The sequence below is a fragment of the Actinosynnema sp. NPDC059335 genome (genome assembly GCF_042752395.1).
Lineage (GTDB): Bacteria > Actinomycetota > Actinomycetes > Mycobacteriales > Pseudonocardiaceae > Actinosynnema.
This window is the reverse complement of sequence record NZ_JBHYXZ010000069.1, coordinates 3,272-27,798: the sequence shown is the minus strand read 5'-3', so window position 1 is coordinate 27,798 and position 24,527 is coordinate 3,272. Positions and strand designations below refer to the sequence as shown.

Annotated in this window: 20 protein-coding genes; 8 read left to right on the top strand and 12 right to left on the bottom strand. The window is 75.0% G+C overall.

Annotation, left to right across the window (positions count from 1 at the left end):
* Window positions 1–3,606 (bottom strand): hypothetical protein, encoded by a 3,606-nt coding sequence (locus ACFXGA_RS21850; RefSeq protein WP_378090649.1) that lies wholly within the window; start codon window positions 3,604–3,606, stop codon window positions 1–3.
* 331 nt (window positions 3,607–3,937) lie between these two features.
* Between ACFXGA_RS21850 and ACFXGA_RS21845 the strand changes: the two genes are divergently transcribed.
* Complete coding sequence (locus ACFXGA_RS21845) at window positions 3,938–4,807, top strand: GyrI-like domain-containing protein (RefSeq protein WP_378090648.1); 870 nt, start codon at window positions 3,938–3,940, stop codon at window positions 4,805–4,807.
* Window positions 4,808–4,814: 7 nt separating this feature from the next.
* On the opposite strand, the gene ACFXGA_RS21840 is transcribed toward ACFXGA_RS21845, so the two are convergent.
* Window positions 4,815–5,876 (bottom strand): spore photoproduct lyase family protein, encoded by a 1,062-nt coding sequence (locus ACFXGA_RS21840; RefSeq protein WP_378090647.1) that lies wholly within the window; start codon window positions 5,874–5,876, stop codon window positions 4,815–4,817.
* Between the two features lie 210 nt (window positions 5,877–6,086).
* A complete protein-coding gene (locus ACFXGA_RS21835; RefSeq protein WP_378090646.1) occupies window positions 6,087–6,701 on the bottom strand; it encodes a TOPRIM nucleotidyl transferase/hydrolase domain-containing protein in 615 nt (204 codons plus the stop codon).
* 184 nt (window positions 6,702–6,885) lie between these two features.
* Between ACFXGA_RS21835 and ACFXGA_RS21830 the strand changes: the two genes are divergently transcribed.
* Both ACFXGA_RS21830 and ACFXGA_RS21825 read left to right on the top strand, forming a co-directional pair.
* The gene (locus ACFXGA_RS21830) at window positions 6,886–8,334 is read left to right on the top strand and encodes a TldD/PmbA family protein (RefSeq protein ID WP_378090645.1); all 1,449 of its coding nucleotides are present in this window, start codon (window positions 6,886–6,888) and stop codon (window positions 8,332–8,334) included.
* Window positions 8,331–9,692 carry a metallopeptidase TldD-related protein gene (locus ACFXGA_RS21825; protein WP_378090644.1) on the top strand — a complete coding sequence of 454 codons (1,362 nt, stop codon included), beginning with the start codon at window positions 8,331–8,333 and terminating at the stop codon, window positions 9,690–9,692. Before ACFXGA_RS21830 ends, ACFXGA_RS21825 begins: the two co-directional genes overlap by 4 nt.
* Here ACFXGA_RS21825 and ACFXGA_RS21820 read toward each other — a convergent pair.
* Genes ACFXGA_RS21820 through ACFXGA_RS21800 form a run of 5 tightly spaced genes read right to left on the bottom strand, consistent with a single transcriptional unit; the run spans window position 9,603 to window position 14,610 of the window.
* A complete protein-coding gene (locus ACFXGA_RS21820) occupies window positions 9,603–10,577 on the bottom strand; it encodes a homocysteine S-methyltransferase family protein (RefSeq protein WP_378090643.1) in 975 nt (324 codons plus the stop codon). The genes ACFXGA_RS21825 and ACFXGA_RS21820 overlap by 90 nt on opposite strands.
* A 7-nt stretch (window positions 10,578–10,584) precedes the next feature.
* Window positions 10,585–11,730, bottom strand: coding sequence for a trans-sulfuration enzyme family protein (locus tag ACFXGA_RS21815; protein ID WP_378090642.1), 1,146 nt, complete (start codon window positions 11,728–11,730; stop codon window positions 10,585–10,587).
* Between the two features lie 8 nt (window positions 11,731–11,738).
* Window positions 11,739–12,605, bottom strand: coding sequence for a class I SAM-dependent methyltransferase (locus ACFXGA_RS21810; RefSeq protein WP_378090641.1), 867 nt, complete (start codon window positions 12,603–12,605; stop codon window positions 11,739–11,741).
* Window positions 12,606–12,634: 29 nt separating this feature from the next.
* The gene (locus tag ACFXGA_RS21805) at window positions 12,635–13,897 is read right to left on the bottom strand and encodes an aminotransferase class V-fold PLP-dependent enzyme (protein WP_378090640.1); all 1,263 of its coding nucleotides are present in this window, start codon (window positions 13,895–13,897) and stop codon (window positions 12,635–12,637) included.
* Entirely contained in the window at window positions 13,894–14,610 is a 717-nt protein-coding gene (locus ACFXGA_RS21800) for a crotonobetainyl-CoA--carnitine CoA-transferase (RefSeq protein ID WP_378090639.1), read from the bottom strand. The genes ACFXGA_RS21805 and ACFXGA_RS21800 overlap by 4 nt, the downstream gene beginning before the upstream one ends.
* Window positions 14,611–14,791: 181 nt before the next feature.
* Here ACFXGA_RS21800 and ACFXGA_RS21795 point away from each other — a divergent pair, with 181 nt between their 5' ends.
* From ACFXGA_RS21795 to ACFXGA_RS21775, 5 genes are read left to right on the top strand one after another with little or no spacing between them, the layout of a single operon-like run.
* Window positions 14,792–16,129, top strand: a complete 1,338-nt coding sequence (locus ACFXGA_RS21795) for a DUF885 domain-containing protein (RefSeq protein ID WP_378090638.1) — start codon at window positions 14,792–14,794, stop codon at window positions 16,127–16,129.
* Window positions 16,126–16,848 carry a DUF899 family protein gene (locus ACFXGA_RS21790; RefSeq protein ID WP_378090637.1) on the top strand — a complete coding sequence of 241 codons (723 nt, stop codon included), beginning with the start codon at window positions 16,126–16,128 and terminating at the stop codon, window positions 16,846–16,848. Before ACFXGA_RS21795 ends, ACFXGA_RS21790 begins: the two co-directional genes overlap by 4 nt.
* 50 nt (window positions 16,849–16,898) lie before the next feature.
* Complete coding sequence (locus ACFXGA_RS21785) at window positions 16,899–18,188, top strand: aminotransferase class V-fold PLP-dependent enzyme (protein WP_378090636.1); 1,290 nt, start codon at window positions 16,899–16,901, stop codon at window positions 18,186–18,188.
* 28 nt (window positions 18,189–18,216) lie between these two features.
* Window positions 18,217–19,932: an ABC transporter substrate-binding protein gene (locus ACFXGA_RS21780; RefSeq protein WP_378090635.1), complete on the top strand. Its 1,716-nt coding sequence runs from the start codon at window positions 18,217–18,219 to the stop codon at window positions 19,930–19,932.
* Entirely contained in the window at window positions 19,929–20,570 is a 642-nt protein-coding gene (locus ACFXGA_RS21775) for a hypothetical protein (protein WP_378090634.1), read from the top strand. The genes ACFXGA_RS21780 and ACFXGA_RS21775 overlap by 4 nt, the downstream gene beginning before the upstream one ends.
* A gap of 196 nt (window positions 20,571–20,766) precedes the next feature.
* Here ACFXGA_RS21775 and ACFXGA_RS21770 read toward each other — a convergent pair whose 3' ends face one another.
* Genes ACFXGA_RS21770 through ACFXGA_RS21755 form a run of 4 tightly spaced genes read right to left on the bottom strand, consistent with a single transcriptional unit; the run spans window position 20,767 to window position 24,409 of the window.
* Window positions 20,767–21,507: a winged helix-turn-helix transcriptional regulator gene (locus ACFXGA_RS21770; RefSeq protein WP_378090633.1), complete on the bottom strand. Its 741-nt coding sequence runs from the start codon at window positions 21,505–21,507 to the stop codon at window positions 20,767–20,769.
* Window positions 21,508–21,549: 42 nt separating this feature from the next.
* A complete protein-coding gene (locus ACFXGA_RS21765; protein ID WP_378090632.1) occupies window positions 21,550–22,857 on the bottom strand; it encodes an ABC1 kinase family protein in 1,308 nt (435 codons plus the stop codon).
* Between the two features lie 14 nt (window positions 22,858–22,871).
* Complete coding sequence (locus ACFXGA_RS21760; protein WP_378090630.1) at window positions 22,872–23,510, bottom strand: YncE family protein; 639 nt, start codon at window positions 23,508–23,510, stop codon at window positions 22,872–22,874.
* Window positions 23,510–24,409, bottom strand: a complete 900-nt coding sequence (locus ACFXGA_RS21755) for a methyltransferase domain-containing protein (protein WP_378090628.1) — start codon at window positions 24,407–24,409, stop codon at window positions 23,510–23,512. Before ACFXGA_RS21755 ends, ACFXGA_RS21760 begins: the two co-directional genes overlap by 1 nt.
* Between the last annotated feature and the right edge of the window lie 118 nt (window positions 24,410–24,527).

Genomic DNA, 24,527 nt, shown 5'->3' with positions numbered 1-24,527 from the left:
TCATCCCCGGGGCGGGTCGGGTGGTCGGTCCAGGTCGGTCCACGACCAGGGCGGCGCGGCGGTCCCGTCCGGTTCCCGCCCGTGGCGGAAGGGGGTCGGGTCCGGCACGAGCGCCAGGTAGTCGTCGAAGCACCCGGCCGCGGGCAACCGGTCGATGAGCGCCTCCGCCTGGTCCTCGCAGCCGGCGGCGCGCAGGGCCTCGACCAGGGCCGAGGCGACGATCCCGTTCGGTGGTCGCAGACGGGCCACGCGCCAGGCCAGGGCGTGCCGGTGCTCGCCCCGCAGCGTCGCCACCAACGCGGTCAGCTCGCTCCCGGGCCGCAACTCGACCCGTGCGGCCGCGCGGCCGGCCAGCACGTCCGAGTCCTCCTCCCCCAGCGCCGGCAACAGCGTGAGCACCGAGGCGGCCGAGTCGGCGGGGCACTGCGCCGCCGCACGCCGGGCGAGCACGGCGCGTGCCTCGGTGGCGCCCGCGTCCGCCAGCGCGTCCAGCAGGCGCACGACCTCCGCCGGCCGGTCGACGGCCACGTGCCGGGCCGCTCGCGCGGCCAGGGCCGCGGCCTCGTCGGCCGCGCCCACCTGCCGCAGCTCCCCCGACAACCCGGTCACGACGTGCGCGCGGTCGAGGGGCGCGTCCGCGGCCACCCGTCGGGCCAGCACGGCGAGCGGGCGCGTCGCACCCCGGTCGCGCAGCGTGCGCAGCAGCGACACGACGACGCGGTGGTCGCCCGGGTCGATGCCCGCGGCCGTGCGGTCGGCCAGCGCGGCGAACTCGTCGTGCGCGCCGACCAGCCACAACGCGTCCAGCAGGCCGTTTGCCGCGTCCCGCGCGGACGTGTCCGGCCGGCCGGCCGCCTCGATGAGCCGCCGGGCCAGCACGGCGGTCTGCTCGACGGCCCCCACGTCCCGCAGGGCCTCGGCGAGGTCGACCAGGTCGAACGGCGAACCGAGCGGGTCGTGCGCCACGGCCCGCGCGGCGAGCGCTCCGGCCGCCTCGGCGTAGCCCGCCGCGCGCAGGCCGCGCAGCAGGATCGCCACGCGCGCGGTGGATTCGAGGTCGGACCGGGCGGCCGCCCGCGTGGCCAACGCCGCGGCGAGGTCCGGGTCGGACTCCCGCACGGTCGCCACCAACCTCGCTATCGCGTAGTGCGGGGTGAGGGCGGCCTCGGCGGCCGCCCGACGGGCCAGCACCGCGGCCTCGTCGGCCAGGCCCAGCTCCCCCAACGCGTCCAGCAGCCGCGTCACGGCGTCGGCCCGGTCGAGCGCGGTGTGCCCGGCCGCGCGCGCGGCGAGCGCCGCGACGTGCCCGGGTCCGGCGACCTCGCGCAGCGTCCGCGCCAACCACACCACCACGTCCGGGCTGTCGACGTTCGCGCACTCGGCCACCAGGCCGATCCCGCCCGCCTCGTGCAGCGCCCACACCAGCCAGTCCGCGGACGTGGCGTGCTCCGCGGTGAGCCGGCCCAGCGCCCGCCGGGCCACCTCCGCCCACTGCCGCGGCCGGCCCACGTGGTGCAAGGCCAACAGCAGGTACGCCGTCCTCACCGGGTCGCCGGGCGCGGTCGCGGCGATCCGGTCGGCCAGGGTGTCGACGTCGGCCGCGGTGCCCACCTGGTGGAGCCGGACCAGCAGGTCGGTCGCCCAGAAGCCGTCGTCCACCGCCGTGTGCGCGGCGACCTGCCGGCACAGGGCGGCCGGCGGCTCCTCCGCGCCCACCTCGTGCAGCGACCCCAGCAGGTCGATCGCGTCGGCCGGGTGGACGGGCGGGTCGGCCTCCCCGACGCGTCGCGCGAGCACGGCCGCCTCCGCCGTGTCGCCCGCCTCGTGCAGGTCGGTCAGCAGGTCCGCGATCCGCTCGGCGTGGTGCAGGGAGCCGTGCGCGGCCACGCGGCGGCCGAGCGCCCTGCCCTGCTCGTGGGTCTCGGAGTGCCACAGCGACCACAGCAGGACGTGCACGTCGGGGTGGTCGACGGGGACGTGCTCGGCCACGTCGCGGGCGAGCGCGGCGACCCGGTCGTCGGCCCCGGTGACGCGCAGCGCGTTCAGCGCACGGGCCACGTCCTCGACGTCCCGCAGGTCGACGCGCGCGGCGATCCGCCGGGCCAGCTCGTCCGCGTCCTCACCGCCGCGGCGCAGGACCGTCATCAGCGTCGACGCGAGGGTGTGGTCGACCTGGAGGTCCTGGGCGGACAACCACCGAGCCGGTCGGCTGTCCCCGGGGTGCACCGCCTGCAACTCCTCGATGAGCAGGCGCGCGGCGGTGAGGTCGCCGGCCGCGGCGGCTCTTCGGTGGAGCCGGGCGGCGTCGCGGTACAGGCCGCGGTTCCAGGCGGCGCGGCCGAGGGCGGTCTGGTCGTCCGGCCGGGCGTGGTCGGCGACCGCGGCCCAGAAGTCGAGGGCCGGCACGTGGTTGGCGCGGTGGTCGCGGGCCCACTGGTCGAGGTAGTCGGCCAGGCGGTACTCGGGCGGGCCGTCGCCGGGGACGCCGCGCCCGGTGCGGCGGACGACGACCCGGGTGAGCGGTCCGGGCGCTCCCTTCGCGGCCCGGGTGGCGTAGGCCAGGGCGAGGTCGAGCCAGTCGTCGGGCAGGTCGGCGAGCTGGTGGTCGGCGAGGTGGGCGGCGGCCGCGTGGGCGAGCAGCGGCAACGGCAGGGCGGGGCGGTGGCCGAGGCGGCGGGCGTCCATCGCGGCCGTGATGAGGGCCTTGGCGGCGGGCGGCGCGGTGTGGAACCGGGTGAGCAGCTCGGGACCGCCGGCCACCTGCTGCGTGACGCGGCCGTCCGGGGCGTGCCGCACCGCCCAGGCGAGCCTCGGGTCGGTGCGGGCGGCGCGGGTCATGGCGGCCAGGTCGTCGTCGGTGAAGGCGTCGGGCACCGGGACGATCGCACCGTCCAGCAGGTGCCGCACCGGCGAGCCGGGCTCGCGGGTGAGGGCTTCGTGGTGCTGCGGCCACAGGGTGCCCAGCACCAGCACCGGCCGTCGGCCGGCGAGCAGGGCGCGCAGCGCGGCGGCGACGCGGTCGCCGTTCGGGGAGCCCAGGTGGTTCTGCGCCTCGTCGAGCCACACGACCGTGCGCGGGACCACGCGGGCGAGGTCCCGCAGCACCGCGTCGGGACGGGTGGGGTCCGGGTGCCACAGCCGCCAGCCGCCCGCCGCGCGCAGCGGCGCGAGCGCTTCCCAGCAGGCGCGGGTCTTGCCCGCCGAGGACTCCGCGACGAGCACCGCGATCGCGCGCGCGCGGGGCCGGGCCGCGCCGCTCCCCCCCCGGGGGGTGTTCTGCCCCGCCCCCCCCCCGCCGCCCACCCCCGCCCGGCGCCCGCCGCCGGCCCCGGCCCGGTCGACCACCTCGGCCAGGCGGTGGTCGTGCGCGCGGGGCACGTACGGGGTCAGGTCGGGCAGCCCCTCCACGCCCTCGACGGTGATCGGCCGGTGCACTTCGAGGTCGAACGGATCCAGCACCGCGTCCAGCGGCACGCCGGGAGGGTGGGCGGCGACCTCGTCCGACGACGGCGCGCCCTCCTCGGCGCGCGGCCGCGCCCGGAGGTCCGCCGGCGGACCGGCCGGCAGCCACGGCCACCCGGTCCGGTCGATCCCGTCACCGCTCATCGCCACCATCATCACGCCCCACGCGGCACGGGTGGGAGAACGGGGGTGATTCGGCGTCACCGGGCACCCGGCCCGAGCAGGGCCGAACCGGCCTCACCACGCACCCGCCCAACACGGCCCGAGCAGGGCCGCGCCGGCCGCCCGACGCACCCGCCCAACACGGCCGCGCCGGCCGCCCGACGCACCCCGACACGGCCGCACCAGCCGACCGCCCCACCCGCCCAACACGGCCGGGCCGGCCGGGTGCGTGATCGAATGATCGGATCGGATCGCGGCGATCGGGTGTCGCACCGGTGCCCTCGGCCAGGGTGGACGTCGGAAGGAGGCCATCGTGATCTCGTCGCTCAACCGCCTCGTCGCCCTCGTGGAGGAGCGCCTGACCGGTGAGTTCGACGTCGCCGGGCTGGCCAGGGACCTCGGCACGACCGAGTACCACCTGCGCCGGATGTTCTCGTCGCTGGCCGGCATGCCGCTGTCGGAGTACGTGCGCCGCCGGCGCATGACCGTCGCGGCCGCCGACGTGGTCCGTGGCGAGGAGGACCTGCTCGACATCGCCGTCCGGCACGGGTACGGCTCGACCGAGGCGTTCGGCCGCGCGTTCCGCGCGGTCCACGGGGTCGGGCCGGGCGACGTCCGCCGTCACGGAGGCCCCCTTCGCGCACAACCACAGCTCAGGTTCCGCCTGACCGTCGAAGGGAGCACGCCCATGGACACCCGCATCGCCGACCGGCCCGCGTTCCGGCTCGTCGGGCACGCCACCCGCGTGCCGCTCATCCACCACGGGGTCAACCCGCACATCCAGCAGCACATCGCCGCGCTCCCACCCGAGGAACACACCCGGCTGAAGGCGCTCGGCGACACCGAGCCGAAGGGCCTGCTCCAGGTCTCCGACGACGTCGACCCCGACGCCGCCGAGGGCACCGAGCTGACCTACCTGCACGGGGTCGCCGTGTCCGGGGACGCGCCCGTGCCGGACGACCTCGACGCCATCGAGGTCCGGGCGGGCACGTGGGCGGTCTTCCACACCTCGGGGCCTTACCCGCAGGCGCTGCAGACGGCCTGGGCGGCGACCGCCACCGAGTGGTTCCCGTCCAACCCGTGGCGCCTGCGGCCGGGTCCGTCGATCGTCACGGTCCTCGACCGCGCGGACGACTTCAGCACCGCGACCTGCGAGCTGTGGCTGCCGGTCGAGCCCGGGTGACGGGCCGTCAGAACGCGTAGCGAACGCGCAGGTACGGCGCGTGGCGGTGGACGAGGGCGAGCAGCTCGCCGAGCAGGTCGCGCTTGAGGCCGCGCCGGTAGCGCACGTTCACGCCGCCGCCTTCGCTGCGCTTCGGCTCCTGGAGGTCCGGTCGCCACAGGACGTCCTCGGCGCGGGGGTGCCAGCGGAGGTTCACCCGGTGCAGCGCCTCGTTGTGGGTGAGCATGATCACCTCCGCGGCGAGCTGGTCGCGGGTCTCGGGCGAGGTCGCGTCGCCCAACGCCGCCAGCAGCTCGCGCCAGCCGTCCAGCCAGCCGTCGTGCACCACGACCGGACTCAGGTTGACGTGCACCTCGTACCCGGCGGCGCGGAAGTCGTCGAGGGCGGCGAGGCGTTCGGCGACCGGGCTGGTGCGGAGGTCGAGCAGCTTCGCGGTGCGCTCCGGCATGAGCGAGAACCGGACCCGCGTGCGGCCGCGCGGGTCCCACTCCAGCAGGTCTCGGTTGACGTACTTGGTGGCGAAGGACGCCTTGGCGGTGGGCAGGTCGCGGAACAGGCGCACCAGGTCGCGCACGTTGTCGCTGACCAGGGCGTCCGCCGAGCAGTCGGAGTTCTCCCCGATGTCGTAGACCCACGCGTGGTCGTCCACCTGGCCGGGCTCGGTCATCGGCCCCTGCCGGGCGACGTGCCGGGCCAGGTAGCCGGTGATCTGCTCGATGTTCGCGAACACCGTGATCGGGTTGGAGTAGCCCTTGCGCCGGGGCACGTAGCAGTAGGCGCAGGCCATCGCGCACCCGTTGGCGGTGGACGGCGCGATGAAGTGGGCCGAGCGGCCGTTGCGGCGGGCGGTGAGCGACTTCTTCACCCCGAGCACCAGCGCCTCCTGCTTGATGCGGACCCAGCGGCGGGCGTTGGCCTCGTCGCCGTGCAGCTCGGGGATGCGCCAGTGGCCGTCGACCGGCACGCGTTCGGCGTCGGGGAACCGGTCGAGCACCTCGCGCCCGCGCGGCAGCCGCGCGGCCTCGGGCTCCACGTAGATGCGGGTGGGCGAGATCAGCGGCGGGCTCACCCCTCCAGTGTCCGAACGGGACCGACGAAACCGCACGTCGAGACCCGGTTTGTGGCCCGACTCACCCCGTGACGGCACCCACCCGCGCACCCGGCCCGCGCGAGGTCGCACCGTGGTCGACGCGCCCGACCCGGACCGCCGCCAACAGCCACCGACCGGTCCGCGCCCACGCCCGAACCGACCCCGCCCACCGGTCCGCGCCGCACCCGGTCACACCGCCGCCAACACCGCGTCCAACGGCCGGGGCAGCACGTCCCGCCCCACCGCCGCCTCCACGAGCAGCCGCGCATAACGCAGCTTCCGCCGCGACCCGCTGCCCAGGAACCGCCGCATCTGCACCGCCGGCTCCCGCCCCCGCCACGCGGGCTGGGCCTGCATCGAGCGGAACGGGCCCAGGTCGCCGGCGACGTCGAAGACCGCCTCCACCCCGGCCACGCCGACCGCCCGGATCAGCTCGTCCTCCAGGTCGTCCACGCACACGTGGAAGCCGAGCCGCGCCAGGTCGGCACGCGTGCGGGGCTCCCCGACCCCGGCCGCCGCCAGCCCGCGCCGGAACACCCGCTCCTCGCCCACGTCGCACAGGCCGGCCAGCCGCACCCCGGTCGCCGGCAGGCCGTGCCGCACCAGGAAACCGCCGAGCGCGTGCGCGCCGCCGATCGGCACGACGACGACCCGTTCCGCGTCGAGGTCACGCCCGCGACCGGACGCCGCCGCCTCCACCGCGATCTGGTCGCTGACCCCCTCGACCAGCACCACGGCCCGCGCGCGGTCGAGTTCCGCCAGGGCGCGGACCAGTGCCCGGTCGGTCGCGTCGGGACCACTCACGTCGTCCAGCGCGGCTCCCCCACCCGGTCCCCCACGGTGGCGAGTATCGCCAACGGCCGTCCCCGACGGACACCGGTTTTCCACCCGCGCCCGGCTCGGCCACCACCGCCGCGAGGCGGGCGGCCGTCATACTTTCGAGTCAACGACGGCTGCCGGGCCTTGATCGTCCTCTAGCTTCATCGACGTGGCCAGTTCACCCACCGCGCTCGCCGAGGCGGCGTTGGCGGACGCCCGCCGGCTCGGCGCGCGGCACGCGTCGTTCCGGCTCGACCGCGTGCGGACCGCGGAGTTGACGCTCTTCGACGGTTCCGTCTGGTCCGCGCACGACGCCGAGGTCGCGGGCCTGTCGGTGGAGGTCTGGCACGACGGCGCGTGGGGCTTCGCCGCCGCGGGCGACCTGACGGAGCGGTCCGCGCGGGACACCGCCGCCCAAGCCGTCGAGACGGCCCGGGCCTGCGCGCTCCCGGACCGGGCCGACGAACCCGTCCCCGAACCCGTGCACCGCGGCTCGTGGTCGTCGGCGCACCGGATCGACCCGTTCGCCGTGCCCGAGTCCGAGCGCGCCGGCCTCCTGGCGGAGTGGAGCGCACGCCTGCTCGCGGCACCGGGGATCGCGCACGTGCGGGCCAAGGTGGTCGTCGCGCGGGAGGACAAGTTCTACGCCGACCTCGCCGGCACGGCCACCACCCAGCACCGGGTCCGGGTGCACCCGCAGGTCGTGGCGGCCGGCGAGTCGGCGACGCTGCGGACGGTCGGCCCGCCCACCGGGCGCGGCTGGGAGTACCTCCTCGGCGAGGGCTGGGACTGGGACGCCGAACTGGCCGCGCTGCCGGGCCTGCTGCGCGGCAAGCAGCACGCGCGGGCCGTGCTGCCCGGCACGTACGACCTGGTCGTGGACCCGTCCCAGCTCTGGCTCACGATCCACGAGTCGGTCGGGCACGCCACCGAGCTGGACCGCGTGCTGGGGCACGAGGCGTCCTACGCGGGCACGAGCTTCGTGCGGCCGGACGACGTGGGCGGGCTGCAATACGGGTCGCCGCTGATGACCGTCACCGCCGACCGGACCGCGCCGCACGGCCTGGCCACCGTCGGCTACGACGACCAGGGCGTGGCCGCGCAGTCCTGGGACCTCGTGCGCGACGGCGTGCTCGTCGGCCTCCAGTACGACCGGCGCACGGCCCGCGCCGCCGGCGCGACGCGGTCGGTCGGCTGCGCGTTCGCCGAGTCGGCCCTGCGACCCGCGTTCGCGCGGATGCCCAACGTCAACCTCGCGCCCGCTCCCGGCGGCGCGGGCGTCGAGGAGCTGATCGCGTCCGTCGGCGAGGGCATCTACCTGGTCGGGTCCGACAGCTGGTCGATCGACGCGCGGCGCGACAACTTCCAGTTCACCGCGCAGCAGGCGCACCGCATCCACCGCGGCGAGCTGGCCGGTCAGCTCGCCGGGGTCGCCTACCAGTCGGACACCCGCGAGTTCTGGGGCGCGTTGGCCGCGGTCGGCGGCGAGCGGTCCTACCGGGTGTTCGGGGCGGACCTGTGCGGGAAGGGCCGGCCGGTGCAGGCGGCCGCGGTGAGCCACGGCTGCCCGGCCGCGGTCTTCCAGGGCGTGCGCGTCCGGAACACGGCGGGCACGTGAGGACGCCGCAGGACGTCGCCGAGGCGGCGCTCGCCGGGCCCGGCGAGCGGATCGCGATCGTGGACGAGACCTCGACCGCGCACCTGCGGTGGGCCGGGAACGCCGTGACGGGCAACGGCGTCGTGCACAGCCGGACCCTGACGGTGATCGCCCTCGACCCGGGGGCCGGTGTCGGGGTCGTGTCGCGGGAGGGCGCGCTGGACGACGACGCGGTGCGTGCCGCGGTGGACGAGGCGACGGCCGTCGCCGGCCGGGCCAGGCCCGCGCCGGACGCGCACCCGCTGCCCGCCGCCCGGGAGTCGCAGTGGTCGCGGCCGCCCGCCGGGACGTCCGTCGAGGCGTTGCGGGGCGTGGTGGCGAGCCTGGCCGAGGTCTTCGACGCGGCCCGGTCGCGCGGCCACTCCGCGTCCGGTTACGCCGAGCACCGGGTCCGCACGACCTACCTCGCGTCGTCCTCCGGGCTGCGGCTGCACCACGCGCAACCCTCCGGCGTGCTGGACCTGACCGCGCACGACGCCGACCACACGGCGTCCGCGTGGGCCGGCGCGGACGTGCCGGACCTGGCCGACTTCGACGTGGTCGCGGCCCACGACCGCATGGCGGCCCGGCTGGCGTCGGCCCGCCACCGGGTCGACCTCTCCCCCGGCCGCTACGACGTGATCCTGGCGCCGTCGTGCGTCGCCGACCTCATGACCCACCTGCACCTCGCGGCGGACCTGCAGGAGGCGCTGCGCGGCGGCACGGCGTTCAGCGGCCCGGACGGCGGCACCCGCCTCGGCGAACGGCTCACCGCGACGCCCCTGACCCTGTCGGGCGATCCCGCCGCGCCCGGTCTCGACTGCGCGCCGTTCGCCGTCGTCCGCGCCCCCGGCCCGGGGCAGTCGTGCTTCGACAACGGGACGCCCCTGCGGCGCACCGAGTGGATCGCCGACGGGCGGCTGGCCCACCTGGTCACCACCGGGCACTCGGCGCGGACCGCCGGGGTGCCGCCCACACCCCGGATCGGCAACCTCGCGCTGTCCGGCGGCCCCGCCGACCGCACCCTGGACGACGTGGTGGCGGCCACCGACCACGGCCTGCTGGTGACCTCGCTGTGGTACCTGCGGGAGGTCGACCCGGCGCGGCTGCTGCTCACCGGCGTCACCCGCGACGGCGTCCAGGTCGTCAAGGGCGGCGAGGTCGTGGGCACGGCGCACGACTTCCGGTTCGACGAGAGCCCGGTCGAGCTGCTGGCCCGCGTCGCCGACGTGGGCCGCACCGAGCGGGCGCTACCCCGGGAGTGGGACGACCGGGAGTTCCGCACCGCCATGCCCGCCCTGCGGGTGGAGGACTTCGCGCTGACCTCCGTCAGCCGGTGACGGCGACCCGAGCGCCACGCGCAGCGCGGCGATGTGGTCCGGCGTGCTGCCGCAGCACCCGCCCAGCACGTCCGCGCCGTAGTCGGCCCGCCACCGGCTCATCGTGACCGCGAACTCCTCCGGCTCCACGGCCGCGGGCAGCACGCCGTCCACGTGCTCCCACCGGCCGACGCCGTCGCGCCGCTCCAGGTTCGGGTAGACCCCGATCGGACCGGCGCAGTTCGCCCGCAACGCCTCCAGGCACGGCTCGGCCTCCGCGAACGGCACGCAGTTGGCCAGCACGGCGGCCGCGCCCTCGCCCTCCACGACCCGCGCGGCCTCGCCCAGGTCCTCCCCCGACAGCAGCCGGGGCCCGTCCGCGCACACGAAGGCGACCCAGGCGCGGGCGCCGACCGCCCGGACCGCCTCCAGCGCGATCCGCGCCTCGCGCAGGGTGTTCATGGTCTCGATCAGCACCAGGTCCACCCGGGCCCGCACCAGCTCCGTGGCCAGCCAGAGGTGTTCGCGCCGCAGCTCGTCGTCCGAGGGCACCAGGTCGGGCCGGTAGCAGTCCTCGACCGGGGCCATCGACGCGCCGACCAGCGCGTCCGGGACCTCCTCCGCGCGGCGCGCGGCCTGGGCCACGCCGACCGCGGCGTGGACCATCCAGCCCAGGCCCGCCGCGTCCAGCCCGTTGGCGCGCAGCGCGCGCTCGTTGCAGCGGAACGTGCCGGCGGTGATCACCCGCGCGCCCGCCCGCAGGTACTGCCCGTGCACCTCGCGCAGCACGGCCCGGTTGGCGTCGGTCAGCAACGCCCGGGTCGTCCACCAGGGCGGTCGCACCGGCAGCCCGGCCCGTTGCAGCTCCGTCGCCAGACCGCCGTCCAGCAGCACCGTCGCGCTCATCCCGTGCTCAACTCCGTTCCGCGTACGACGCCGCGGCCATCGCGGCGGACAGGTCCTCCACCAGGTCGGCCGGGTCCTCGATGCCGAACGACAGCCGCACGAGGTGGTCCACCACGCCGGCCCGCAGCCGGACCTCCCGCGGCACCGGCCGGTGGCTCATCGACGCCGGGCACTCGATCAGCGACCGCACGCCGCCCAGGCTCACCGCGGCCGCGAACAGCTCCGTGCGGCGCAGCAGCTCGTCCACGTCGCCCAGGTACTCGAAGCTGACCATCGAGCCGGGCGCGGACATCTGCGCGGCGGCCAGCTCGAACTGCGGGTGGTCGGGCAGGCCCGGGTAGTGCACCGCGCCGACGAACGGCGACGCGACCAGCGCCTCGACCGCCGCCCACGCGTTCGCCACCTGCCGCGCGACCCGCAGCGACAGCGTCTTCAGCCCCCGGTGCGCCAGGTAGCAGTCCAGCGCGCCCGGCACCCCGCCGACGACCGTCCGGTGCTCGGCCAGCCGCTGGTAGAGCGCCGGGTCGTCCAGCACCAGCGCGCCGCCGACCAGGTCGGAGTGGCCGCCGATGAACTTCGTGGTGCTGTGCAGGCTCACGTCCGCGCCGGCGGCCAAGGGTTGTTGCAGGGCCGGGCTCGCGAAGGTGTTGTCCACCACCACGACCGCGCCCGCGCGGTGGGCGGCGTCGCTCACCGCGGCGATGTCGGTGATCTTCATCAGCGGGTTGGTCGGCGTCTCCACCCAGACCAGGTCGACGTCGCCCGCCAGCGCCGCGGCGGCCGCGGCCGGGTCGGACAGGTCGACCTGGCGGACGTCCACCCCGCGCCTGCGGCACAGGTCGAACAACGCGTACGTGCCGCCGTAGACGTCGTCCGACGCGATCACCCGGCTGCCCGGCTCCAGCAGCGACAGCACGGCCGCGGCGGCGGCCTGGCCGGAGGAGAAGGCGAGCGCGAACCGCACGTCCTCCAGCGCGGCCAGGCAGGTCTCCAGGTTCTCCCGGGTCGGGCTCTCGCCGCGCGCGTAGTAGTACCGCGCCGGGTCCTGGGCGAACTGGTCGAAGGTCGCGGAGACGTGGATCGGCGGGATGACGTCGCCGGTGCCGACCTGGGTCCGCTGGCCCTCGTGGACCAGCTTGGTGTCGAAGCGCATGGCCGGGCTCACCCGACCGGCTTGCTCGCCCGCAGGCAGAGCGCCGTGCTGGGCAAGGGGATCCGGCCGTCCGGCCGGGCGTGGCCGGCGACCGCCGCGGCGACGTCGGTCCACAGCTCGGGCTCCTCCGCGCCGAGCCGTTCACGGGCCAGCCGTCGCAGGGCCAGTGGCGTGATCGCCTTGGTGAACCGGGCGTAGGAGACCGCGGACTCCAGCTCGAACGGCACCTCGACCGGGACGACCGAGACGTCGGCGAACCCGGCGGCGGTCGCCGGTTCGTGGAGCGCCGCGGGGTCCGACATGCTGAACGGCCCCGGTTCCCCCGGCGGCGGGGCGGGCAGCCGCAGCCGCCCGGCGAGCACGCGGAAGCCCAGCGAGAGCATGGGCGCGGACTCGGGCGGTCCCCAGGTCGACGCGGCCAGCACCCCGCCCGGCCGCAGCACCCCCGCGATCGAGCGGAACGCGGCCACCGGGTCGGGCACGAACATCAGGCTCCACCGGGCGAGCACCGCGTCGAAGCCGTCCCGGGGCAGGGCCAGCGACTCGACGTCCCCGACCAGGAACTCCGCGTTGGGCACCCCGTCGGCCCGGCGGCGCGCCAGGTCGACCATGCCGGGCGCGAGGTCCACGCCGAGCACCCGGCCGGTCGGGCCGACGGCGGCGGCCGCGGTGAGCGCGGGCTCGCCCACCCCGGTGCCGACGTCGAGCACGGAGTCGCCCGGCCCCACCTCGCCGAGAGCCACCAGGCGCGCGGTCACCACCGCCGCGCCGCGCTCGAACGTGTCGGCCACGGACAGCCACCCGGAGCTGATGGCGTCCCAGTGGTCGCGCTGGCGTTCCTTGAACCGGACGGGGTCGAACTCGGTGGCGGTCATGGGGCCTCTCGGTGTGGTGTCGGTCGCGATCAGAGGAAGCGGTCGGCGGGGTGCTCGGCGGTCCACGTGCCGGGTTGCACGGTCTTGAGCACGGACCGCAGGTACTCGATCTCCGCGGGCGTGTTGTAGACCGCGAAGGACAGCCGGACGGTCCCGAGCAGGCCGAGGCTGTCGAGGAACGTGCTGGCGCAGTGCACGCCGCAGCGCACGGCGATGCCGTGGGCGTCCAGGTGCCCGCCGACGTCGTAGGGGTGGATGCCGCGCACGGACAACGACACGATGCCGCACGGCGTCGCGCCCGGATCGCCGACCACGTCCACGTCGTCGAGGTCCGCGACGGCGTCCAGCACCGCCGCGACCAGGCTCTCGTCGTGCGCGCGGACGGCGGGCCACCCGAGGTCCAGCAGGTACTCCAGGCCGGCCGCCAGCCCGACCGCGCCCGCCACGTTCGGCGTGCCGGCCTCGAACCGCGCCGGGCCGGGGACGTAGCGGACCGGCTCGTCGTGGCGGACGCCCTTGACCGTGCCGCCGCCGACCCGGTACGGCGGCATCCCGGCGAGCAGTTCCCGCCTGCCGTACAGCACGCCGACGCCCATCGGCCCGTACACCTTGTGGCCGGAGAAGCAGTAGAAGTCCGCGTCCAGCTCCCGCACGTCCACCGGCAGGTGCGGGACCGCCTGCGCGCCGTCCACCAGCACCAGCGCGCCGTGCCGGTGCGCCTGCGCGGCCAGCTCGCGCACCGGGTTGACCGTGCCGAGCACGTTCGACACGTGGGCGGCGGCGACGATCCGCACCCCCGGGCCCATCAGCGCGGCGAACGCGGCCAGGTCGACCCGGCCGTCCGGGCCGGCGGGCGCGACCACCAGCTCCGCGCCGACCTCGTCGCAGAGCCGCCGCCACGGCAGCAGGTTGCTGTTGTGCTCCAGGCCCGTGACCACCACCCGGTCGCCGCGGCCGACGACCCGCCGGCCGACGACGTCCGCGACGAGGTTGGTGGAGTCCGTGGTGTTGGCGGTGAACACGACCTCGTCCGGGTGCGCCGCGCCGAGGAACCGCGCGACCGCGGCCCGCGCGGCCTCGTAGTGGTCCGTGGCCGCCAGGGCGAGCCGGTGGTGGCCGCGGCCGACGTTGCTGTTGGCGGTGCGGTAGTAGGCCACGATCGCGTCGAGCACCGCCTGCGGTTTCTGCGTGGTGGCGGCGTTGTCGAGGTAGACCGGCGCGCGGTCGCCGCGCAGCAGCGGGAAGTCGTCGCGCACGGACGCGGGCAGCGCGCCCGCGTGGACCTGGCTCATCGGGCCTCCTGCGTGGTGAACAGCGCACCGAACCGGTGCAGGTAACGCCGGTCGAAGGCGAACACCTTCTGCCGGGGGTAGGGCCGGTCGCGGGCGGGCACGTACCCGTGGTCGCCGGGCGAGCGGAGCACGCCGTCGCGGTCCCTCAGGTGCGGCCCGAAGAAGAACCAGCAGACCTGGCCGATCTGCTCGGTGAACAACGCCGGCCGGGCGGACGGCGGGTACATCCGCGCGTGCAGGTACGTCGCCTTGAACTCGCCGCGCGGGCCGAATCCCTGGTCGAACGCCACGTGCCCGAACACGTCGTGCACCACGCGGAAGACGTCGTTGTGGCACAACGGTTCGCCGTCGACCTCGACGCCCGCGGACGCGCGCATCGGGTGGTCCGCCGGGCCGCCGGGCGAGCCGTGCCCGTCCTTGGTCAGGTGCAGCTCGAGCACCCCGGTGCGCCGGACCTGGCCGCGCAGCTCGGCGGAGTCGCGGTACGGCAGCCCTTCGCCGCGCCACGGCACGACGCGGAGGCCGGCGGCGACGACCCGCTCGAACTGGCGCAGGCTCACCCGTTGGAGCGCCTGGTAGCTGCGCGCGAGGTCCCGGTCCAGCGCCCACGTCGGCGCGCGCTCGTAGGTGTCGGCGACCTCGCGGCAGAACGCCTCGTCCAGGCGGAGGTCCAGCACGTCGGGGCGTATCCGGTCCACGATCGCGTCGAACACAGGACAACCTCCCGACGGGCCGGGCGAACGGTTCCGACTGTAGTCAGTCGCTATATATTTCTATAGCCACCTGATCGGGTGGACGCTGCGGCCACCCGACCGGGCGCCCGGTCACCTTCGCGTTGCCGGCCTCCCGACCGCGCACTACGGTCACCGACGCACACCGAGGGCGGGAGGCGCCATGGACGAGCCGGAGGTGCGCGAGTACCTGCGACTGGGCCTGCGCCTGGGCAGGCTGGCCGACGGCTACGTGGACTGCTGGTTCGGCGACCCGGCGCTGTCGCGCGAGGTGGCCGACGAGCCCGCGCCGGCGCCGGCGGACCTCGCCCGGCAGGCCGACGAGATCCGGGCGCGCGTCGCGGACGGCGGTCTCGCCGAGCGGCGCAAGCGCTTCCTGGACGCGCACCTGGCCGCGATGAGGTGCACGGCGCTGCGGCTGGCCGGGCGGGACGTGCCGTTCCGCGCCGAGGTGCGCGCCTACTTCCGGGTGGACGTCGAAGTCGGCGACCAAGACCGCTACGCCGAGGCGCACGACGAGATCCGCGCCCTGCTGCCGGGCGACGGGGACCTGGGCGCGCGGCTGGAGCGGTTCCACGACGCCAACACGGTCGGACCCGACGACCTCCACCGCGCCGTGCAATCCGTGTCCGACGCGGTGCGCCCGCTGGTGCGCGAGCGACACGGGTTGCCGGAGGGCGAGCACGTCCGCTACGAGGTCGTGCACGACAAGCCGTGGCACGCCTTCAACCGCTACCTGGGCGACTACCGCTCCGTGGTGATGCTCGACTCGCGCGCCGGCCGCAACCTCGCCGCCCTGCCCCTGCTCGCCACGCACGAGTCCTACCCGGGCCACCACACCGAGCACTGCCTCAAGCAGGCCGGGCTGGTCGAGCGGCGCGCCGAGGCCGAGCACGCCCTCGCCCTGGTCAACACCCCGCAGTGCCTCGTCGCGGAGGGCGCGGCCGAGCTGGCGCTGGACGCGTCCGTCGGCGACGGCTGGGGACCGTGGACGGCGGAGGTCCTGGCCGGGGAGGGCATCCGGGTGGACGGCGAGCGGGTGGAGGCGGTGATGCGCTCGTGGTGGAAGCTGATGCGGGTGCGCCAGGACGCGGCGATCATGCTGCACGACCGGGGCGTGCCCGCCGAGGACGTCGTGGCGCACCTGGTCCGGTGGCTGCTGCTGCCCGAGCCGCGGGCCCGGCACATGGTCGAGTTCCTGACCGATCCCCTGTGGCGCGCCTACACCGTGAGCTACGTCGAGGGTCGGCGGCTGGTGTCCGCGTGGCTCGACGCGCGGCCCGGCGGGGAGACCGTCGCCGACCGGTTCGACCGGTTGCTGCGCACGCCGTTCCTGCCCGACGAGCTGCGCGACGGGGTGATGGCGGATCACCCGAACGGGCAGAGCGCGGCGGTTGTGCCCCGTCCCGCCGATCGGCAACCCTGGGCCTGCGGCGTCGAGCGGCCCGAGGGCGTGGCCGCCGCCGCGCGGTCCACTGCGGACGGAAAGGGGTCGAGATGAGCGGTACCCACGACCAGCCCGTGCTGCCGATCTGGCCGGCGGGCGCGAGCCCGGAGTACCAGGCCGCCCGGATGGAGCTGGCCAGGGCCGAGCGGAGGCTGCGCGACGAGGTCGAGGCGGTGGCCGCGGCGCGCCGGGCGATGCCGCCCGGCCCGGTGCTGCGCGACTACGAGCTGACCGAGGACGGGCCGGGCGGTCCGGTGCGCACCCGGTTGCGCGACCTGTTCGGCGAGCACGACACGATGTTCATCTACCACCTGATGTTCCACCCGGACCACGCCGAGGCGTGTCCGATGTGCTCGATGTGGGTGGACGCGCTGCGCGGCGTCGCCACGCACCTGGCGCAGCACACGGCGTTCGTGGTGATCGGCAAGGCGCCGCTGGAGAAGCTGCGGGCCTGGTCGGACCGGCGCGGCTGGGACGGCCTGCGCATCCTGTCGAGCCACGGCACGACCTTCAACGCCGACCTGAACGCCGAGCGCGCCAACGGCGACCAGCGGCCGATGGTGAGCGTGCTGCGCGCCGAGGGCGACGCCGTGCGCCACTTCTACTCGTTGCCCGCCAACCACTTCGACGGCACCGAGCGCGGCATCGACCTGCTCAACCCGGTGTGGAACGTGCTCGACCTCCTACCGGGTGGCCGCGGCGACTGGTACGCGGACAACGACTACGTGCCGCAAGGTGGGAGCACCCGATTGGTCACTTCCTCGTCCACTTGAGATTCCGATAGCGTGAGGGGCGTTCCGGCAGTCGCGCGAAGGGATGAACCGTGGCGCTGAGCATCGACTTCGACTCCGGCCTCGCCACGGCGTCGTGGGACGCGATCCGGGACCTCTTCGCGCTCGACCCCTCGGCCACCCACCTGAACACCGGCACCGTCGGCGCGACGCCGCACGAGGTGGTCGAGACCTACCAGCGGGTCACCCGGGAGTGGGCGGGCAGCCTGGCCAACATCTACCCGCCCAGCCTCTACCCCGGGTACCGGGCGCAGATCGCCCGGGACTTCGGGGTGGACCAGGACGAGCTGGTCATCTGCCACAACGCCACCGAGGGCATCTCGCGGATCGTGGCCGGCCTGGACCTCGGCCCGGACGACGCGGTGCTGACCACCACGCACGAGTGCTTCTCCGTGCTGTCGAACTTCAACCTCGCGCGCAACCGCCACGGCGTCCGGGTCGACCTGGTCACCCTGCCGTCCGGCCCGGACACCACCGCGGAGCAGGTCATCGCCGCGTTCGAGGCCGCGATCACCCCGCGCACCAAGGTGATGGCGTTCGCCGCGACCACGCTCTACACCGGCACCCGGATGCCGATCCGGGCGCTGTGCGACCTCGCCCAGCGGCACGGGATCATCACCATCGCCGACGCCGCGCTGCTGCCCGGCATGGTCGAGGCGAACCTGCGCGAGCTGGGCGTGGACTTCATGGCGGGCTCGGGCTCGAAGTTCCAGTGCGGCCCGCTGGGCACCGGCCTGCTGTACGTGCGCAACAAGGTCTTCCCCGAGCACAACCCGCTGCCGCTGCCCCGGTTCTGGCCGGTGATCTCCACCTGGTACCCGCTCGTCGGCGGCATGCCCAAGCGCACCACCACGTCGGTCGAGACCTACAACATGGGCGACTACCTGCAGAGCGCGGGCAGCGCGAGCATCGGCCGCGCCGCCGGGCTGGCCAAGGCGTGCGAGATCTGGAACCGGATCGGCCGCCGGCGCATCGAACACCGCGCCCTGGACCTGGGGTGGCACGTCAAGCGCCGGGTCGTGGAGCTGTTCGGCGAGGACGCCCTCTACTCGCCGCTGCACGACCCGCGCCTGCACTCGCCGGTGGTCGCGTTCAAGCCGTTCCGCGACCCCGAGGACGCCTGGAACATCAACAAGATCATGGCGTACGTCGACCGCCTGGAGTCCGAGCACCGGATCTGGATCAGGTGGGTCGAGTTCGACGTGCCGGGCTCGCCGCACATGCACTACGCGGCCCGCGTCTGCACGCACCTGTTCAACCACCACGACGAGATCGACCGGGCGCTGAAGGTCATGGCCCGGCTCGCGGACGAGATGTCCTGACCCGCCCCGACCCGGAGGTCACCAGCAGATGAGCAGCACGCAACCGCGGCGCGGGGGAACCCTCCGGCTCTACGGCCCCGGCAGCATGGACCACCTCGACCCGGCGTCGGCCTACTACGCGCTGGGCCACCAGGTCATCCGGCTGTTCGCCCGGCAGCTGTTCACCTACCCGGCGGTGAAGGACCTGCGGGACTGGCGCGCCATCACGCCGGTGCCCGACGTCGCGGTCGAGGTGCCGACGACGTACAACGCCGGGCTGAGCGTGAACCACCTGACCTACACGGTCCGCCTGCGCCGCGGCGTGCTGTGGGACACCACGCCGCCGCGCGAGGTGACCGCGCACGACTTCGTCCGCGGCTTCAAGCGGATGTGCAACCCGGTGTGCGGCGCGGGCGCGATCCGGTACTTCACCAGCACCATCCGGGGCATGGCCGAGTTCGCCGCCGCGTACGCGGCCGCCGTGCCGCACGCCGACGCCGCGCCCGCCGAGCTGGCGGCGTTCCAGAACAGCCACGAGATCAGCGGCATCCGGGTGCTGGACGACCGGACGCTGGTGTTCGAGCTGCTGCGCCCGGCCGCCGACTTCGTCCACATCCTGGCGGTGCCGTTCGCCTCGGCCGCGCCCGTCGAGTACGACGCGCTCGTGCCGGACGGCGAGGAGTTCCGGCACGGCGGCGTCCGCTCCAACGGCCCGTACCGGGTCGTGGCCTACGACCACGGCAGGCACCTGCGGCTGGAGCGCAACCCGGTGTGGGACAAGGCGACCGACGAGGTGCGCAACCAGCACGTCGACGCGGTCGAGGTGGTCATGGAGCGGGCCGACCCGCCCGCGGTCGGCCGGAAGATCACCTCCGGCGAGGCGGACCTGTCGTGGGCCTCGCCCGTCACCGAGCCGTACTCGGCGAACCCGACCGACCCGGGCAACGACCTGGGCTACGCGCTCAACCCGTACCTGGTGTTCAACACGGTCAGCCCCAACAACGGCGGCGCGCTGGCCAGGCCGGAGGTGCGCCGGGCGCTCGCCTACGCGTTCGACAAGGTGGCGGTGCTCGACATCTACGACCGGCTCGCGGCGGGCACGGTGATGCGACCGGCCCGCTCGGCGATCCCGCCCGGCAACGTCGGGTACGAGCTGTTCGACCTGTACCCGACGCCGGGCGACCGGGGCGACCCCGACCGCTGCCGCGCGCTGCTGGCCGAGGCCGGGTACCCGGACGGGCTGACGTTGACCTTCCTGCACCGCGACGTGGACGCCAACCCCGAGGTCGCCAAGTCGTGCGCCGCGGACCTGGAACGGGCGGGCATCACGGTCGACCTGCTGCCGATGGGCCACGCCGACTACTACGCCTACCTCCAGGACCCGGCCCACGCCGAGGCGGGCGAGTGGGACCTCACCTCGCCGTCGTGGACGCCGGACTGGTTCGGCAACAACGGCCGCGCGTTCCTCCAGCCGATGTTCCAGACCAACCGGGCCAGGGGCACCAGCAACTACGGCTGCTACAGCAACCCCGAGGTGGACCGGCTGATCGAGGAGGCGCTCACCACGGTCGACGAGGACCGGGCGCACGACATCTGGCACCGGGTGGACGAGCTGGTCATGCGGGACGCGGCGATCGTGCCGATCCTGGAGCACGCGCCGACCATCCCCCACCTCAAGGGCAGCCGGGTGCGCAACGCCATCCCGATGCCGACCATCGACCGGTGGTTCGACCTGTCCAACGTGTGGCTGGAGCGTGAGTCGTGACCGCGCCGACGACGATCCCGGTGGTGCGCTCGCTGCCCGCGCCGGGCCACTACCTGTGCGGCCTGACCTGGGCCGACGGACTGCTGTGGCACTCGGACCAGGACGCCGGGAAGATCTGGGCGATCCACCCCGGGTTCGGCGAGGTGGTGCGCGAGCTGGCGTGCGACCGGGTGCGCGCGGACCTGACCCACCACGACGGCGTGCTGTGCCAGGTGGGCGACCGGCCGAAGCGGATCGTGCTGGTCGACCCGAACACCGGGGAGGTCGTCGGCACCAAGCCGGTCAAGCCGTCCAACGGCAGGCTGTGCGGCGTCGAGATGGGCGGCGAGGGCCTGTGGATGTGCCTGCGCGCGCCCGCGGTGCTGCAACTGCGGGACTTCGAGACGATGACGGTGCGGCGGGAGATCCCGATCGTGGGGTCGCCCTCGGGGCTGACGGTGGTCAACCGCACCGTGGTGTACGGCGAGTTCGACACCGGGCTGGTGCGCGCCGTGGACACCCGGACCGGGCGGATCGTGGGCACGGCGCTGGTCGAGGGCGCGCCCACCGGGATGGCCTGGGACGGCTACAGCCTCTGGTACTGCGACTTCCGGGCCCGCCGGTTCAAGGCCATCCGGCTCGACGACGTCCTGCACTGAACGGCCCTGGAGCCCCGGCCACCAGCCCGGCTCGACCCACCGCCGGAACCCGGCACGCCGCCGGCGCTCGGCGCGAGCCCACCCGACCGTCGCAGGCAACCGCCGGCACGCCCGTCGGCGCTCGGCGCGAGCCCGCCCCACCGCCGGCGGGTGCAACCGCCGGACCCGGCCCGTCGGACCTCGCCGCGCACTGCCGTCACGCCCGGCGACGTGCGGCGGTCACCGGCGACCGGCCCTTCCGGCCCGTCGCACGGCCCGTCGCCCGACCGGCGGCGGGAGCCACCCCGGCCTCCAGGCCCAGCAGGTCGCAGCACCGCAGCACCGCGTCGGCCTCCCCCACCAGCGACAGCCGGCCGGTCACCATCGCGGCCAGCGGGGTCAGCCGGCCGGAGCCGATCTCCACGAACGTGGTGGCGTCCGTGGTCGCCACCATGGCGGCCGCCTCCGCCGGCCCCTTCACCGCGCGCGGCACGCGGTCGCGGACCTCGATGTGGTAGACGGCGTCGTCCACCCGGAACTCGTAGCACTCGTCCACGTCGGTCGCCTTCTCCGGCCGCAGCATGGCCTCCACGGCGAGGAACCCCCAGTGCGGGCGCACGGTGTCCTCCTCCGACACCTCCCCCACGAAGCGCATGCCCCACCGGGTCAGCCCCGCCACGAGAGGCCGCAGCTCCTGGCCCGTCGCGGTCAGCTGGTAGGCCAGCCGCGACCCGGTGCCGTGCAGGTCCACCTGCTCCACGACGCCCTTCTCGACCAGGAACTTCAGCCGCTCCGCGAGCAGGTTGGTGCCCAGGGCGGGCAGGTCGGCCAGCAGGTCGACGTAGCGGCGCGGGCCCATCAGCAGCTCGCGCACGATCAGCAACGTCCACCGCTCGCCGACGACGTCGAGCGCGGACGCCAGCCCGCAGTACTGGTGGTAGGTCCGCTTGGCTGCCATTTGACTACTATAAACTGCAGCGAACCGGCGGAAGTGTCGCGGTCAGCGAGCGCCGAACCGGCCTTTCACCAGCACCGGCCGGGCCAGTTCCTGGAAGTCCGCCTCCGGGTCGAGGTCGCGGATCGTCCCCTCGATGACCAGCAACGACAGCAGCGGGAAGATCAGCTCCGGGGCGGCGTGGATGCCGTGCCGGCGTTGCAGGTCGAACATCTCGGTGGCGAACGCGATGAGGCTGAATTCCCGCGCGGGCAGTTTGTGGCTGCGCCGCACGAGGTCGGCCATCCGGTCCAGGAACCCGGCCAGGTCCGCGTCCGGCCGCACCTCGGCGGAACTCTCCACGACGATCGCGGCGCACTTGTCGCCGTCGCCGATGGCCATGTTGAGGAAGAAGTCCGCGAACAGCAGCCGCAGCCGCTCGGTCAACTGGACGCTGAACCCCGCGTCGAGCACCACCACCTGCGCGGACTCGGTGAAGTAGAGGTTGCCGGGGTGCAGGTCGCAGTGCACGAAGCCGTTGACGAACAGCATCTCGTACATCGCGGTCAGCGCGGAGGCGGCGAACTTCCGGCGCGCGGCCGACGGGCAGCGGGACGCCGCGTCGAGGTCCAGGTCCCGGATGAACTCCATGACGATGCACTGCGGCCGGCACGCCTCGGGCACCACCTGGGGCACCCACACCCTCGGCACGACGGCGAGGTCGGCGCGCAGCCGGACCAGGTTCGCCGCCTCGCGTTCGAAGTCCAGCTGCCCGAGCACCGCGGCGCACAGGGCGTCGACCACCTCGACCACCGGCACGCCCCGGCACGGCGGCAGCCCCGCCACCAGGGCCGCGCCCCGCCGCACCAGGCGCAGGTCCAGCCGCATCGCCCGGTCGACACCGGGCCGGCGCAGCTTCAGCGCCACCTCGCGGCCGGAGGTCAGCCGCGCGCGGTGCACGCACGCCACGCTGCCGCTCGCGATCGCCGCGTAGTCCACCTCGGCGAACAGGGTGTCCACCTCGTCGCCGTAGACCTCGGCCAGCGCCTCCGCCGCCCGCGCCGCCGACAGGGGCGCGACCGAGTCCTGCAACGTGGCCAGCGCGTCGCACAGCGCCGAGGGCAGCAGGTCGCGCCGGGTGCCGAGGACCTGCCCGGCCTTGACGAACGCGGGGCCCAGCCACGTCAGCAGCGTCACCAGCCTCGGCCACGCGAGCCGCCACGCCGCGGGCCGGCCGCGCACCAGCGCCGTGGCCGCCCACGCCAGGGCCGCGGGCCCGAGCACCGCGGTGGTGACGAGGAGGATCCGGCCCAGCCGCAGCACGACCGCCACCGCACCGGGTGGGTCATCCGAACGGGCGACGCGCACGGCCATGCCCGGCCTCCTGCTCAGGTCTTGTCGACGCCCGGCACCTCGATGGCCCGGAGCTGCAAGGTCGTGTAGTCGCAGTACCAGATCCGGGTGCCGTCCCAGGTGATGCCGGTGGGGTTGCCCGCGACCGAGAACGAGGCCGCCTCGCGCCGTTCGTCGATGTCCACCATGGTGATGGTGGACGCGGCGTAGTCGGCGTAGGCGAGGTAGTTGTCCGACACCGTGACACCGGCGGGCCGGCCCGACACCGCGAAGCTGTCCAGCAGCTCGAAGTCCTCGTAGCCGCGCAGGTCGATGCGCCGCAGGTCCTCGTACCCCAGCCAGATGCCCTGCCGGGTGGCCTCCAGCCCGCACAGCACGTTGCCCGGCCGCGGGTTGGGGAACTCGCGCAGCTCGTCACCCGATCGGGGGTCCATCACGCGCAGCGCCCGGCGTTCGCCCACGACCTGCACCAGGTTCCCGCCCACGGTCGTCAGGTCGGTGCGCACCTCGGGACACGGGATGCGGTGCTCGACCTGGCCGCTGTACGGGTCCAGCGCCATGATCTGGTTGGACACGGCCTCGGAGAACATCAGGAACTCGCCGGTCCACGTGAGCCCGCACAGCTTGAGGCCGTGCACCGGGATGTCGCGGACGGTGCCCGCCGCGAACGGCATCACCGGCTCCCCGCCCGGACGATGCGGCAGTCCAGGCTCCACGCGGTGGCGTCCCGCGCCCGCCCGCGCCCGCGCGGCGGCATCACGGTCACGTGCACCTCGTCGCCCGCGCGCACCTCGGTGTGCCGCAACGGCCACACCCAGACGGCCCAGTTGCAGCCGGGGTAGGACGGGAAGTTCGACAGCACCTCGTCCTCGGCCAGCTCGGCGGTGAAGTACCCCATCACGGCCTGCAGGCAGCCCTCCCGGTGCACCGGGAGGCGCAGCTCGCGGCGCGGCCCGCCGGGCGTGCCCGGCCCGATCAGGTCGTCGGAGAGCCGGGCGGGCGGGCTGAGCAGGCGTGGCTCCCGCTGGAAGAAGTGCAGCTGCGGGTGCGGTTCGACGAACTCCTGCACGGCGTGGAAGCGGTAACCGGGCACCACGTCGCCCCAGGTGCCCCAGCCCTCGCCGTCGAACTCGATGGCCGCCAGCTCGGTCGTGAGCCGACGCGGCACGACCGCGCCGCCGGGGCGCAGGTTGCGCCGGGCCACCGCGTCCAGGATCTCGACCATCTGCTCCTCGGGGCCGAGGTTGCCCATCATCTCGGAGACGATCACGTCGGCGCGGCGCGGCAGCCGGACGACCCGCGCGTCGCCCTGGACGAGCGTCACCCGGTCGTGCAGGTCGTTGTCCGCGATGAGGCGTTCGGCCACCGCGGCCATCGCCGGGTCGGCCTCGATGGCGTAGACGTGGCCGGCGCCGTGCCGCAGCGCCAGCATCGACAGCACCAGGGTCCCCGCCCCGACGTCGGCGACCACGTCGCCTTCCGCGATCACCGACGCCAGGGCCCGGTCGTAGGCGCTCAGCCGGGGACGGTCCGCGAGCATCACCTGGTGCATCACTAGGAGCCGTTGGTCCATGGGCGCCTTCCTGCCAGAGTCGGGGGGGGGGCCGGGGGCGGGCCGCGGGCGCGGGGCGCGCGGGTCGCGGGCGCCCACGCACCCCCCCCGCCGACACACGACCACCCCCGCACCCCGC

Coding starts and splice junctions, on each gene's coding strand:
- ACFXGA_RS21755 (WP_378090628.1), bottom strand. CDS start 24,409: ATGGACCAACGGCTCCTAGTGATGCACCAGGTGATGCTCGCGGACCGT.
- ACFXGA_RS21790 (WP_378090637.1), top strand. CDS start 16,126: ATGAGCGGTACCCACGACCAGCCCGTGCTGCCGATCTGGCCGGCGGGC.
- ACFXGA_RS21795 (WP_378090638.1), top strand. CDS start 14,792: ATGGACGAGCCGGAGGTGCGCGAGTACCTGCGACTGGGCCTGCGCCTG.
- ACFXGA_RS21850 (WP_378090649.1), bottom strand. CDS start 3,606: ATGAGCGGTGACGGGATCGACCGGACCGGGTGGCCGTGGCTGCCGGCC.
- ACFXGA_RS21810 (WP_378090641.1), bottom strand. CDS start 12,605: ATGACCGCCACCGAGTTCGACCCCGTCCGGTTCAAGGAACGCCAGCGC.
- ACFXGA_RS21805 (WP_378090640.1), bottom strand. CDS start 13,897: ATGAGCCAGGTCCACGCGGGCGCGCTGCCCGCGTCCGTGCGCGACGAC.
- ACFXGA_RS21770 (WP_378090633.1), bottom strand. CDS start 21,507: ATGGCAGCCAAGCGGACCTACCACCAGTACTGCGGGCTGGCGTCCGCG.
- ACFXGA_RS21780 (WP_378090635.1), top strand. CDS start 18,217: ATGAGCAGCACGCAACCGCGGCGCGGGGGAACCCTCCGGCTCTACGGC.
- ACFXGA_RS21820 (WP_378090643.1), bottom strand. CDS start 10,577: ATGAGCGCGACGGTGCTGCTGGACGGCGGTCTGGCGACGGAGCTGCAA.
- ACFXGA_RS21815 (WP_378090642.1), bottom strand. CDS start 11,730: ATGCGCTTCGACACCAAGCTGGTCCACGAGGGCCAGCGGACCCAGGTC.
- ACFXGA_RS21760 (WP_378090630.1), bottom strand. CDS start 23,510: ATGCCGTTCGCGGCGGGCACCGTCCGCGACATCCCGGTGCACGGCCTC.
- ACFXGA_RS21765 (WP_378090632.1), bottom strand. CDS start 22,857: ATGGCCGTGCGCGTCGCCCGTTCGGATGACCCACCCGGTGCGGTGGCG.